Below are 13,019 nucleotides of genomic sequence, written 5' to 3'. Positions count from 1 at the left end.
GCCGTAGGGCTCAGGCCCCGGCGCCGGACCGCTGCGCAGCGTCACGGGTGGCGGTGCGCAGGCGGTAGAGGCCCGACGTGGCGGTGATGTACAGGTCCTGCCCGTCCGGGCCGCCGAAGCAGACGTTGGAGACCGTCTCGGGCAGCTCCGTTTCGGCGAGGAGCGCGCCCTCGGGCGAATAGACACGCACCGACGGCCCCGCCGAGGTCCAGACGCGCCCCTCGACGTCGACCCTGAATCCGTCCGACGGGTGAGCGTCGTCAAGGTCCACGAACGTCCGGCCGTTGCGGCAGGCCCCCTCGACGACGTCGTAGACGGCGATGCGGAACGGCACGCTGTGGCGGAGGCCCGCGGTGTCGGCGACGTAGAGAAGGGACTCGTCCGGCGAGAACGCGAGGCCGTTCGGGTGCACGAGGTCAGTCACCACGGGGGTGAGGCCCTCGCCCCCGTGCCCGCAGCGGAACACGTAGCAGCCGCCGTACTCCTGCTCCCCCTCGTGGCCCTCGTTCGTGCCGGGGAGGATGCCGTACGGCGGGTCGGTGAACCAGATCGTGCCGTCTCGGGCGACGACGACGTCGTTCGGCGAGTTGAGGCGTCGCCCCTCGAACGAGTCGACGACGGCGCTCACCTCGCCGTCGTCGTCCCGCTCAACGCGACGCCGCCCGTGGCTGCACTGCACGACGCTCCCGTCGACGTCGAGCGTGCGGCCGTTGGTGAACTCGACGTTCGTCGCGTACTCCCGGGTCGCCCCCGTGGCCGGGTCGAACTCGAGGATCCGATCGTTCGGGATGTCGCTCCAGCGGACGGTCTGGGACGAAGGGACCCACACGGGCCCCTCGGCCCAGACCGTGCCTGTGAAGAGGAGCTCGAGTGGACCCATGAGCCCGACGGCGGGTGATTCTGCGCGCATAGCTCCCCCTGCCCGTAGTGAACGAATCAGTTTCCATCGACCTTAGCCCACGCCCCACGCCGATCCGCATCTCTGCGACGAAACCCCGGCGGGCCGCCGAAACCCCCGCCGCTATCAGGTGGTTTCGGCGGTTCCCGTAGGGCTCGTGACCGTGGCCCGTGAGCTACGTGGCACGGATCGCCTCGCGGGTTATCCACATCGAGCTGTTCTCGGCGACCGCCTGGGCCTCCAGCCTGCGAGATTCGATGCATGGAACTCGTCCTGCCCCACCCCGGCCCGTGGCTGACCTCGCAGCTGAATGACCGCTTTGGCTCCTCGAAGGCCGCCGATCGCCTGCTAGAGGCGAGGACTGTGGTCCGAATCAGGCGAGGGGCCTACTACGAGGCAACCGCGTGGGCCCGCCTCTCGCCGGACGACCGACACCTCATGGTCTTGACCGCCCATTATGAGGAGGCCGCGCGGCGGCAGGAGCCGGTGTTCGCCTACAGCCACATCAGCGCGGCCCGTCTTCATGGACTCCACCTGTGGAACGCCGACGACGCCATTCACGTCACCAGGCCCAAGTGCCCGGGACGGAGCGCCCGCGCCGAAGATGTGAGGAGCCACGGCGGGATCCTGCTTCCTTCCGAGCTGCACACCCAGCGGGGCCTGCCGGCAACCACCCTCGAACGGACCCTCGTCGATTCCGCCCGCATCCTGCGAGGCGGCCAGGCTCAGATCCTCCTTGATCACGGGCTCAGACTCGGTGCAGACCGTCAGGCGGTCGACGTCCTGCTGGCCTCGGCAGGCGGCAAGAGAGGAATTAGAACCGCACGAGCTGCTTGGGAACTCGCCTCGGAACTGTGCGAATCACCCGGCGAAAGCCTCCTTCGATACCTGCTAAGCCTCATGCCTTTCGAGATGCCCGATCAGCAGGTCGAGGTGTCCACGCGGCTTGGCCGATACCGTCTCGATTTCGCATGGGTAAAGCTCAAGGTCGGGCTCGAGTTCGACGGCGACGTCAAGTACTTTGCGTACGAGCCGACCGGACAGGCGCTCCTGCGGGAACGAAAGCGCGAACGGGCGCTCATGGAAGAGGGATGGGTACTACTGCGGATCGAATGGCGCGACCTGTTCGACGAGACGGTCCTCCGGAGACGCATTGCCGCTGTCCTCAAGACCGCCGCCTGACGTTATCGACGACGAAACCCCGGCCAGCTGCCGAAACCCCCGCCGCTGACAAGGGGTTTCGGCGCTTCGCCGGGGTTTGGTCGGGCGGGGCGCCCGTCGGGTGCCCCGCCGTTCGAGGTCAGCTAGGCCCTCGTCCGCAAGTGGCGCGCGTCGATCTGCCGGGTCTCCTTGAGCCCGAGCAGCTGGAGCCCGCGGCGATACTCGGTCCGCAGGATGTCGACGGCCCGCTGGACGCCTCGCTCGCCCCCGGCCATGAGGCCGTACAGGTAGGCCCGTCCGATCATCACGGCGTCCGCCCCGCGCGCGATGGCGGCAACGATGTCCTGGCCGTTCCGGACGCCGCTGTCGAGCAGAAGCGTCGCCTCGGCACCGACGGCGTCGCGCACGGCGGGAAGGACGTCGAGGGTCGCCGGGGTCCGGTCGAGCTGGCGTCCGCCGTGGTTCGAGACGACGACGCCGTCAGCGCCGAGCTCGACGACGCGCGCCGCATCCTTGGGGTTGGTGATGCCCTTGACGAGGAGATTGTGCGGCCACGCCTTGCGCAGCCACTCGAGATCCTCGTAGTTGAGCCCCGGGTCGAACAGCATTGCGGCGACGTCGGCGGACGTTCCCGGGTAGTCCCGGAGGAGCGCGAAGTTGATCGGCGGCGTCGTGAGCTTGTTGAACCACCAGTACGGGAAGCGCGACATGTCGAGGAACGTCTTCACGGTCAGCGACGGCGGGATGGTCAGGCCGTTGCGCGTGTCCTTGTGGCGGCCGCCGGCCACGGCGGTATCGACAGTGAGGATGACCGTCTTGCAGCCGGCGTCGAGCGCCCGGCCCACCATCTCCTCGTTGAGCGCCTCGTTGTTCGTCAGGTAGAGCTGGAACCAGTTCTGCCCGTTCGGGGCGGCGTCCCGCACCTCTTCGATGGTCGTCGTGCCGACCGTCGAGAGGGAGTACGGGAGGCCGTTCCGCTCGGCGACGCGGGCGACGGCGGCCTCGCCCTCGTGGTGCATCATGCGCGTGTAGCCAGTGGGCGCGAACACGAGGGGGAACGCGATGCGCTCGCCGAACAGCTCGGTCGAGAGGTCGGGGTCGGCCACCGAGTTGAGCGTCTCGGGAACGAACTCGACGTTCCGGAAGGCAGCGAGGTTGCGCTGGGCGGTGACCTCGAATTCGGCGGCGCCGTCGACGTAGTCGAAGACGGCGCGCGGCGTGGTCCGGCGGCCGATCTTGCGGAGGTCCTCGATGGTGAGCGCGCCCTCGAGGCGGCGCCGGACCGGGTCGAGGACGGGCGCCCTGAACTGGAGGAGCTCGCGCACCTCGGAGACCTTGGGCAGCTGGCGCCGCACGGGCACCCGCGCGTCGGGCGCCGATAAGGCGGGCGCGCTGCCGGGCTTGTGGCTCACCTCGGCCTGGGTTGCGGTCGGGGTCGGGTTGGGGCTCATCGTCGTCATGCCAATACCTCCGGGTTCACGATGTTCCTGGGCTTGCGTCCCGCCAGCACGTCCGCGACGTTCTGCGCCGTGCGTCGCTTGAGCTCGACCTGCGATTCCTCGCTGTACCAGGCCGCGTGCGGGGTGAGCACTGTGTTGGGCAGCTCGAACAGGGGGCTGTCCTTCGGAAGCGGCTCCTGCTCGAAGACGTCGAGGCCCGCGGCGCGGAGCCGGCCCGAGCGCAGCGCCTCGACGAGCGCCTCGGTGTCGACGACGCCGCCCCGGCACGTGTTGACGAGCACCGCGCTGGACTTCATGGCCGCGAGGACGTCGGCGTTGACGAGGTGGCGGGTGTGGGCGTTGAGCGGGACGTGGAGCGAGACGACGTCTGCGCGGCGGAGCAGCTCGTCGAAGCCGACGACCTCGGTGCCGTCGGGGGTCGTCGTGCCGGGCTCGTGGACGGGATCGAAGCCGATGGTCTTGTAGCCGACGCCGCGCGCCTTGCGCGCGGTTGCAGCGCCGATGAGCCCGAGGCCGACGACGCCGAAGACGCGCCCTGCGATGCGGTGCAGCGGCTGGACCGGGGCGAGCGAGTAGTTGCCGCCCCGCATCTCGCGGTCGAGGCCGACGACGCCGCGCGCGAGGCTCAGCGCGAGGGCGATCGCGTGGTCGCTGACGTCCTCGGTGCCGTAGTCGGGCACGTTGCAGACGGCGACGCCGAACTCCGTCGCAGCATCGAGGTCGACCGTGTCCACGCCGACGCCGTAGCGGGCCACAGCCTTGAGGCCCGGCAGCGCTTTGAAGACACTGCGCGTGATGGGTGCGTACTGGACGATCAGGGCGTCCGCACCCTCGGCCTCACGGATGACGTCGTCCTCGGTGCGGCACTCAGCGCGGACGAGCTCGAATCCCTCGGCGGCACTGATCTCTTCTTCCTCGGCGAGCGACGGTTGATCCAAGTCGGTCACAACGACGCGGGGCTTCCCATCCACGAAGCATTCCTTCCCTCTTTGGCTGGCTGCTACCGCGTCCGACGGCGCACGGACAGTCCAGCCCAAACCCCATAAATCCTATATCCAATAGGAACCGCCTTGCGCCCGTTGCAAATGAAGGCCCCCGGCAGCACGAGACCCCGCAACAGGGAGTTCCGTTGCGGGGCCTCGTGCGCGGTGCATTGAGGGAACGAACCAAGGGGGGAGCGGACTAGCTCTGCGGAAGTGTCCGCTCGAGGAGGGCGAAGAGCTCCTTCCAGTGGCGCTCTGCCGCGTCTCGGTTGTAGGAGGCAGTGTCAGCCTGGGTGTAGCCGTGGCCTGCACCCTCGTATACCTCGGCACGGAACCGGACCCCCGCGTCGCTGAGCGCCTGGTTGAGCCGGTCGATCTGCTCCGGCGGAAGCGAGTGGTCATTGTCGGCGTGCCCGAAGTAGAGCTCGGCCCTGACACGGTCGGCCACGAGATGCGGGCTGTCGGGATCCTCGGTTGCCAGTCCGCCGCCGTGGAAGCCGGCCGCCGCGGCGACCCGCTCCGGGAAGGCGCCGGCGGTCCGGAGCGAGAGCCGCGCACCCATGCAGTAGCCCGTGACCCCGACCGGGCCCTCTGCCACCTCGGGCCGCGACTCGAGCCACGCGAGGTACGCCCCGGCGTCGCTCACCGCCCGCTCCGGGGTGAGCTCCCGCATGGCGGGGCCGATCTGGTCGAAGATGCCCGTCCGCTGGGACATGTCGATGAACTCGGGAAGGTCGAAGACGGGACTCGGCCCGGTGCGGTAGAACACGTTCGGCACGAGGACCGCGTAGCCCGCCTCGGCGAGCCGATCGGCCATCGCCTCGAGGTGCGGCCGAAGCCCGAACGCGTCCATGTAGAAGAGGACGCCCGGGTGCGGCGCACCGTCGTCCGGATGGGTGAAGTAGGCGTCGGCGACGCCGTCGGCGGTGGGGATCTCTGCCTTCATGCTGTTCACGGAAGTCACAGAGGCACAGGCTACTCTCCTCAGTTGCGCGCCCCCCGGTTGCGTCGTCCCGGTTGCGTCGTCCTCGTTCCGTGGAGCGCGCGCAGCCTAGAGTGGGGCCATGGCCGGAACAGAGCAGATCCAGGACGACCGTACCGACACCCTCCTCCGCGAGCTCGCCTCCGCATATCGCGTGGCCACCTCCTTCCATGGCTTCGACGGTGCCGAACGAGCAGTTTCGCCCAGGACCCTGCGCATAGTCCTCGGCGCGCTCGGGGTGCAGGCGAACACGCCCGAGGAGGTCGAGAGCGCCCTGGCCGAAGCCGCCCTCGAGCCGTGGCGCCGGATCCTGCCGCCCGTCGTCGTCGTACGCGAAGGCCAGGCGAACACCGTTCACCTTCACGTCCCCCACGCAAGCGGGGTCCGCGTCTGGATCTCGGCGGAGGACGGCCGGGATTTCGACGCCGCGCAGGAGGATGACCCGGAGCGCCCTCGAGAGGTCGACGGCGTCCTGACGGACCGCTTAGCCTTTGCCCTCCCCCGCGAGCTCCCGCTCGGCTGGCACACCCTGCATGCGGAGAGCGACGGCAAGGTCGCGGAGTGCCCGCTCATCGTGACCCCGGCACGGCTCGCGACCACCGTGCAGCTCCAGGACCGCCGCCGCTGGGGCCTCATGGCGCAGCTCTACTCCGTGCGGTCCTCGCGCTCGTGGGGCATCGGCGACTTCGCCGACCTCGACGACCTCGCCGCGATCTCGGGGGCCGAGGGTGCGAGCTTCGTCCTCGTCAACCCGCTGCACGCGGCCGAGCCCAAGCCTCCCGTCGAGGACTCCCCCTACCTGCCCGCGACCCGCCGGTTCTTCAATCCGCTCTATCTCCGGATCGAGGACATCCCCGAATACGGCTATCTCGAGTCCGCGGCCCGCGAGGAGGTCGAGCGGCTCGCCGCGAGGCTGCACGCCGCCAACCGCGTTGCGGACCTGCTCGACCGGACCACGGCCTTCGACGCCAAGCTCGCCGCCCTCCGCCTCGTCTTCGCTGTCCCGAGAAGCCCGTCCCGGGAGCTGCAGTACGAGCGGTTCCGCGCCGAGCTGGGCCGCGGCCTCGACGACTTCGCCCTGTGGTGCGCGCTCGCCGAGACCCTGCCTCCGTCCTCCCCGGATTGGGCCGCGGCGTCGTCGCCCTCTTCGCCCCGGGCCGACGAGCTGCGCGAAGAGCACGCCGACCGCATCGAATTCCACCGCTGGCTCCAGTGGCTCTGCGACGAGCAGCTCGAACGGGCGCAGCGGAGTGCGAAGCAGTCCGGCATGGAGATCGGGATCGTCCATGACCTCGCGGTGGGGGTCAAGCTTGACGGCGCGGACGCTTGGATGCTCTCCGACGTCCTGGCCAAGGGCGTCACGGTGGGCGCGCCGCCGGACGTGTTCAATCAGCAGGGCCAGAACTGGAATCAGCCGCCCTGGCACCCCTCGCGCCTCGCCGCGGCGGGCTACGCGCCGTACCGGGACATGCTCCGCACGATCCTCCGGCACGCGGGCGGGATCCGGGTGGACCACATCCTCGGCCTCTTCCGCCTGTGGTGGATCCCCGAGGGCCGCGGCCCCGAGGAGGGCACGTACGTCTACTACGACCACGAGGCCCTCATCGGGATCCTCGCCCTCGAGGCGCAGCGCGCGGGCGCCATCGTCGTCGGCGAGGACCTGGGCGTGTTCGAGCCGTGGGTGCGCGACTACCTTGCCGAACGGGTCGTCTTCGGCACGTCGATCCTGTGGTTCGAGCGCGACGACGACGGCCCGCTCGAACCCGAGCGGTACCGGCGGGCGTGCCTGACGAGCGTCAACACGCACGACCTGCCCCCGACCGCGGGCTATCTGGCCGGCGAACACGTCACCCTGCGCGAGTCGCTCGGGCTCCTGCGCCGACCCGTCGAGGAGGAGCGCGCCGCGGACGCGGCGGAGCAGGAGTCCGTCCTCGAACGCGTCCGCGAGCGCGGCCTCCTGCCAGCCGTCGGGAACCAGGGCGCCGCCGCCTCGGTGGCTGGGGATGATGTCCAGCGCACCGTCGAGGCGCTCTACGCGTTCACCGCCCTCACCCCCTCCGCCCTCCTCGGCGTCGCGCTCGTGGACGCCGTGGGAGAGCGGCGCACTCAGAATCAGCCCGGCACCGACACCGAGTACCCGAACTGGCGGATCCCCCTCGCCGGACCCGACGGAGAGGCGATCCTGCTCGACGAGCTCCCCCGCAACGAGCGCTTCACCTCGCTGCTCGGAACGGTGCGCGACGCGCTGCTCGACGGGGAGACCCCAGAAGCAGCGGGAGGAGGCCGGGACTAGAGCTTCCCCCGGGTTCCCAGGAGGGGCCAGCTGCCGTCTCGAGGACGCAAAAGGTCAAAGGCCTAGAGTCAGGCCATTGACATTTATCTGTGATGCAGACCACCATTGCTCCATCGCGTTCTGCTCCCTCCTCGAGATAGGCAGCAAGACCCATGAGAGAAGAAGAAACCCTCGCTTCCGCCACGCCCGCTGTCGACGGCGACGCGGCTGTGCTCGCGGAGCTTGGCTACAAACAGGAACTCCACCGCGGCATGTCGGGGTTCTCCAACTTCGCCGTTTCGTTTTCGATCATCTCGATCCTCGCCGGGTGCGTGACCTCCTACGGAATCGCGTTGACGTCCGGTGGGCCGGCGGCCATCAATGTCGGCTGGCCCCTCGCCGGGGCCTTCGTGCTCTGCGTGGCCCTTGCGATGGCCGAGGTCTGCTCGAAATACCCCACGGCCGGAGGCCTCTACTTCTGGGCTGGCCGGCTCGCGAAGAAGAACAAGCGAGAGTGGGCCTGGTTCGTCGGCTGGTTCAACTTCCTCGGGGAAGTTGCCGTGACGGCGGCCATCTACTACGGCGCCGCCGTGACCATGCTGGCGTTCGCGAACCTCACCTGGGGCGTCGAGCCCACTCCCGTCGGCACGTTCGTCCTCTTCGTCGTCCTCATCGTGATCCACGGCCTCCTGAACACCTTCGGCGTGAAGCTCGTGAGCTTCCTCTCCAACGTCTCGGCCTGGTGGCACATCGTCGGCGCGGCGGTCATCGTGGGCGCGCTCTGGATCCTGCCCACCGCGCATCAGTCGGCGGCGTGGACATTCACGGCGTGGCACAACCAGACCGGCTGGTCGTTCAGCCCCTACGTCTTCTGCATGGGGCTCCTCATGGCGCAGTACACCTACACGGGCTATGACGCCTCGGCCCACGTCGCCGAGGAGACCAAGAACGCGTCCACGGCAGCCCCGCGCGGCATCGTGATGAGCGTGCTCATCTCGATCATCGGCGGCTGGATCCTGCTGTACTCGATCACGGCATCCATCCAGGACGGGAGCGACGCGGGCCTCACCAAGCTCGCCGGAACAGCAACCGGCCTGCCCCCGGCCCAGGTCTTCCTCGACGCGCTCAACAACCCGACGGTCGCGAAGTTCCTGCTCTTCCTCGTGTGCGGTGCGCAGTTCTTCTGCGGCATGGCCTCCGTCACGGCGAACTCCCGGATGAGCTACGCGTTCTCGCGCGACAACGCCATCCCGGGCTCTCGGCTCTGGGCCAAGGTGAACCCGCGTGTGGGAGCCCCGACCAACTCGATCTGGCTCTGCGTCGGCATCTCGATCGTCCTCGCGGCACCGGCCCTCTTCAACTACACGGCGTACCTCGCGGTGACGTCCATCGCCGTCATCGGCCTCTACATCGCCTACGTGACACCGGTCCTGCTCCGGCGCCTCGACAAGGACTTCAAGCCGGGGCCGTGGAACCTCGGGAAGTGGAGCCCGGTCATCGGCTGGATCGCCGTCGTCTGGGTCATCTTCATCGTCGTGCTGTTCGTCCTCCCGCCCGTGTACCCGATCACCGTCGACACGTTCAACTACGCACCGATCGCCGTCGTCGCAGTCGCCGCGCTCGCCGGGATCCTCTGGCTCTCCCGTGGACGGAAGCACTTCATGAGCCCGGAAGAGGCCCCGCACCTGACCGTCCAAGCCGAGCAGCTCCTCGAGGAATAGCCTGACGCCATGACCAGCACGACTGATGCACCCCTCATCGACGCGATGCTCCACCCCGTTCGGGGCCACATGGCCTTCGAATCGTGCGTCGAACAGCTCGGTTCGGCGATCCAGCTGGGAATCTTCAGGCCGGGGTCCAAGCTGCCCAACGAGCGGGACCTCGCGGAGCGCCTCAACGTCTCCCGCGCGACGCTCCGCGAGGCCATCAGCGCTCTCCGCGCCGCGGGGTTCGTCTCGACCACCCGCGGACGCGGGGGCGGAACCATCGTCGAGTCGATTGCGAGCGAATGGCCCGGCGGGGCCCATCCGGCCGGCGAACGGCACGCCGAGATCGAGGACATCGTCGTGTTCCGCTCCGTGATCGAGCCCGGGGCGGCCTACCGCGCCGCGAAGAGCCCGCTCGACCACGAGCAGCGTGCTCTCCTCACGGACTGCCTCAACGATTTCAACCAGGTCACGAGCCCAGCCGACTACCGTCAGGCCGATGCCCGTCTCCACCTTGCCATCGCCTCGGTCTGCGGCTCCGACGAACTGTCCAAGGCATGCAGCCTCGTCCAGGCCAAGGTGCACCAGTTCCTGGCGGAAATCCCCTTCCTCCAGAAGAACATCGCGAATTCGGACGAGCAGCACTACACGATCGTGCACGGAATTCTCGACGGCGACGCCGAACGCGCCCGCTTCGTGATGCACGAGCACTGCGACGCGACCGCTGCTCTCCTCAAGGGTCTATTGAAATGAGTTCCCTCGCCATGAATCTGTCCACTCTCACCACACGCAACGAGCGCATGCTCACCGTCGAAGAACTCCGGACCGCCATCGAAGGCGGCGAGATCGACACGGTGACCCTGGCCTTCACCGACATGCAGGGCAGGCTGCAGGGCAAGCTCCTGCATGCGCGGTTCTTCCTCGATTCGGTCCTCGACCATGGAACCGAAGGGTGCAACTACCTTCTTGCCGTCGACGTCGACATGAACACGGTGGACGGATACGACATCACGTCGTGGGAGAAGGGCTACGGGGACATGGTCTTCGAACTGGACCTCGCGACCATCCGGCGCCTCCCCCACCGCCCCGGAAGCGTCATGATCCAGTGCGACCTCGCCCTCGAGGACGGAACGCCGGTGCGGGTCTCGCCCCGTTCGATCCTCCGAGCGCAGGCGGACCGCGCGGCCGAGCACGGCTGGAAGGCCCTCGCCGGAACCGAACTCGAATTCATCGTCTTCGACACGAGCTACGAGGAGGCATGGGCAAGCGGCTACCGCAGCCTCACCCCCGCCAACCAGTACAACGTCGACTATTCGATCCTGGGCTCGGCGAGGGTCGAGCCGCTCCTCCGCGAGATCCGCAATGCGATGTACGGCGCCGGGATGAACGTGGAGTCCGCCAAGGGCGAATGCAATTTGGGGCAGCACGAAATCGCCTTCAAATACGACGACGTGATCACCACCGCGGACAACCATTCCGTCTACAAGACCGCCGCGAAGGACATAGCGCACCAGGCCGGGAAGTCCATCACGTTCATGGCGAAGCCCAACGAGCGAGAAGGAAATTCCTGCCATATCCACCTCTCGCTCAGGGGCCTCGACGATTCCCTCGTCTTCTGGGACCAGTCGGCGCACAGGCGGACACCGCTCTACGACCACTTCATCGCGGGTGTCCTCGCCACGATGCGCGAGTTCTCGCTCTTCTACGCGCCCAACATCAATTCCTACAAGCGCTTCGTCAAGGGCTCCTTCGCCCCGACCGCGGTCGCGTGGGGCCTCGACAACCGGACGTGCTCCGTCCGCCTTGTGGGACAGGGCCAGAGCGCACGGCTCGAGAACCGTCTTCCGGGCGGAGACGTGAACCCCTACCTCGCGCTCTCGGCCATGCTCGCGGGCGGCCTCTACGGAATCGAGAACGAGCTTCCTCTCGAGCCCCAGACGGTCGGGAACGCCTACACCTCAGGCGCGCCCACGGTACCCTCCACCATGCGCGAGGCGCGGGACGCCCTCGCGGCCTCGGCCATCGCCGCCGAGGCGTTCGGCGAGGATGTCGTCAAGCACTACCTCAACTACGCGGATGTCGAGCTGGCAGCCTTCGACGCCGCGATCACCGACTGGGAACTCCGCCGCGGCTTCGAAAGGCTCTGACATGCGCATCCCCACCACCGCCTTCGGCGCAGGCGGGACGGTCACCGTGCTGAACCCTGCGACGGCGGACCCGATCGCCGACGTGCCCCTCGCCGACCTCGCCGAGACCGACGCCGCGATCGAGGCGGCCCACAGGGCGTTTCCCGCCTGGCGCGCCGTCGCCCCCGCCGACCGCGCCCGGCTCCTGCGGAACTTTGCCGCCGTCGTCGAGGAACACCTCGAGGAACTCGCGTTGCTCGAGGTCGCCAACGCTGGCCACACGATCGGCAATGCCCGCTGGGAGGCCGGCAACGTCCGCGACGTCCTGAACTACTACGCGGCGGCTCCCGAGCGCCACTTCGGAAAGCAGATTCCCGTACCCGGGGGGATCGACGTCACGTTCCACGAGGCCCTCGGCGTCGTCGGGGTCATCGTGCCGTGGAACTTCCCGATGCCCATCGCCGGCTGGGGGTTCGCGCCAGCCCTCGCAGCCGGGAACACGGTCGTCCTCAAGCCCGCCGAGCTCACCCCCCTCACGGCGATGCGGCTCGCGGAGCTCGCGCTCGAGGCGGGCCTCCCCGAGGGTGTCTTCACCGTCATCCCGGGCAAGGGCTCCGTGGTGGGAGAGCGCTTCGTCACGCATCCGCTCGTGCGGAAGGTGTGCTTCACGGGGTCCACGGCCGTGGGCAAGGGCATCATGCGGGGCTGCGCGGACCAGGTCAAGCGGCTCACCCTCGAACTCGGGGGCAAGAGCGCCAACATCGTCTTCGCGGACGCCGATCTCGAGAAGGCCGCGGCGAGTGCCCCTGGTGGCGCCTTCGACAACGCGGGGCAGGATTGCTGCGCGCGGTCCAGGATCCTCGTCGAGCACACCGTGTACGAGCGGTTCCTCGAACTGCTCCAGCCAGCCGTCGAGCGCTTCAAGGTCACGGATCCCTCGCGGCCCGACGCTGAGATGGGCCCGCTGATCTCGGCCCGCCAGCGCGATTCCGTCGCCGCCTACCTCAAGAATGCCGACGTCGCCATCACTGGCCAGACGGTCGACGCGTCCTCCGGCTTCTGGCTCCCACCCCGCGTCGTCCTCCCGCGCGGCACGGACGACGACGTGTGGCGGCACGAGTTGTTCGGCCCGGTCGTCGCCGTCCTGCCCTTCACGGACGAAGCGGACGCCATCGCCAAGGCCAACGACACGGAGTACGGGCTCTCCGGGTCGATCTTCACCCGGGACCTGGGGCGGGCGCTGCGCGTGGCCCGGAGCGTCGAATCCGGAAACCTGTCCGTCAATTCGCATTCCTCCGTCCGCTATTGGACCCCTTTCGGGGGCTTCAAGCAGTCCGGCCTCGGCCGCGAACTGGGACCTGACGCGCCGGATTCCTTCTCAGAAGTGAAGAACGTCTTCATTTCCACCGACATCTGACAAAAGCTCCTCAC

At 68.5% G+C, this 13,019-nt stretch carries 10 protein-coding genes; 6 read left to right on the top strand and 4 right to left on the bottom strand.

Annotated elements, in window-relative coordinates; all coding sequences use genetic code 11:
* Positions 1–10 precede the first annotated feature (10 nt).
* The gene (locus E6A21_RS13960) at positions 11–910 is read right to left on the bottom strand and encodes an SMP-30/gluconolactonase/LRE family protein (RefSeq protein ID WP_171041412.1); all 900 of its coding nucleotides are present in this window, start codon (positions 908–910) and stop codon (positions 11–13) included.
* Positions 911–1,159: 249 nt separating this feature from the next.
* Between E6A21_RS13960 and E6A21_RS13955 the strand changes: the two genes are divergently transcribed.
* Complete coding sequence (locus E6A21_RS13955; protein WP_138444767.1) at positions 1,160–2,080, top strand: hypothetical protein; 921 nt, start codon at positions 1,160–1,162, stop codon at positions 2,078–2,080.
* Between the two features lie 122 nt (positions 2,081–2,202).
* On the opposite strand, the gene E6A21_RS13950 is transcribed toward E6A21_RS13955, so the two are convergent.
* The 3 genes from E6A21_RS13950 to E6A21_RS13940 all read right to left on the bottom strand — a co-directional run bounded on the left by E6A21_RS13950 (position 2,203) and on the right by E6A21_RS13940 (position 5,466).
* Entirely contained in the window at positions 2,203–3,519 is a 1,317-nt protein-coding gene (locus tag E6A21_RS13950) for an alpha-hydroxy acid oxidase (RefSeq protein ID WP_138444766.1), read from the bottom strand.
* On the bottom strand, positions 3,516–4,490 hold the full coding sequence (locus E6A21_RS13945; protein WP_138444765.1) for a C-terminal binding protein: 975 nt from the start codon (positions 4,488–4,490) through the stop codon (positions 3,516–3,518). The genes E6A21_RS13950 and E6A21_RS13945 overlap by 4 nt, the downstream gene beginning before the upstream one ends.
* 211 nt (positions 4,491–4,701) lie before the next feature.
* Positions 4,702–5,466 carry a dienelactone hydrolase family protein gene (locus E6A21_RS13940; RefSeq protein WP_246036519.1) on the bottom strand — a complete coding sequence of 255 codons (765 nt, stop codon included), beginning with the start codon at positions 5,464–5,466 and terminating at the stop codon, positions 4,702–4,704.
* A gap of 100 nt (positions 5,467–5,566) precedes the next feature.
* On the opposite strand from E6A21_RS13940, the gene malQ reads away from it, so the two are divergent.
* The 5 genes from malQ to E6A21_RS13915 all read left to right on the top strand — a co-directional run bounded on the left by malQ (position 5,567) and on the right by E6A21_RS13915 (position 13,005).
* Entirely contained in the window at positions 5,567–7,777 is a 2,211-nt protein-coding gene (malQ, locus tag E6A21_RS13935; RefSeq protein ID WP_138444764.1) for a 4-alpha-glucanotransferase, read from the top strand.
* Positions 7,778–7,929: 152 nt separating this feature from the next.
* Positions 7,930–9,477, top strand: a complete 1,548-nt coding sequence (locus E6A21_RS13930; RefSeq protein ID WP_138444763.1) for an amino acid permease — start codon at positions 7,930–7,932, stop codon at positions 9,475–9,477.
* Between the two features lie 9 nt (positions 9,478–9,486).
* A complete protein-coding gene (locus tag E6A21_RS13925; protein ID WP_246036518.1) occupies positions 9,487–10,215 on the top strand; it encodes a FadR/GntR family transcriptional regulator in 729 nt (242 codons plus the stop codon).
* 11 nt (positions 10,216–10,226) lie between these two features.
* Positions 10,227–11,609, top strand: a complete 1,383-nt coding sequence (locus E6A21_RS13920; RefSeq protein WP_246036517.1) for a glutamine synthetase family protein — start codon at positions 10,227–10,229, stop codon at positions 11,607–11,609.
* A gap of 1 nt (position 11,610) precedes the next feature.
* A complete protein-coding gene (locus E6A21_RS13915; protein WP_138444762.1) occupies positions 11,611–13,005 on the top strand; it encodes an aldehyde dehydrogenase family protein in 1,395 nt (464 codons plus the stop codon).
* The last annotated feature ends 14 nt before the right edge of the window (positions 13,006–13,019 follow it).

This window comes from Sinomonas susongensis (genome assembly GCF_005877005.1).
GTDB classification, from domain to species: domain Bacteria; phylum Actinomycetota; class Actinomycetes; order Actinomycetales; family Micrococcaceae; genus Sinomonas; species Sinomonas susongensis.
This window is presented reverse-complemented; position numbering and strand designations above follow the sequence as displayed.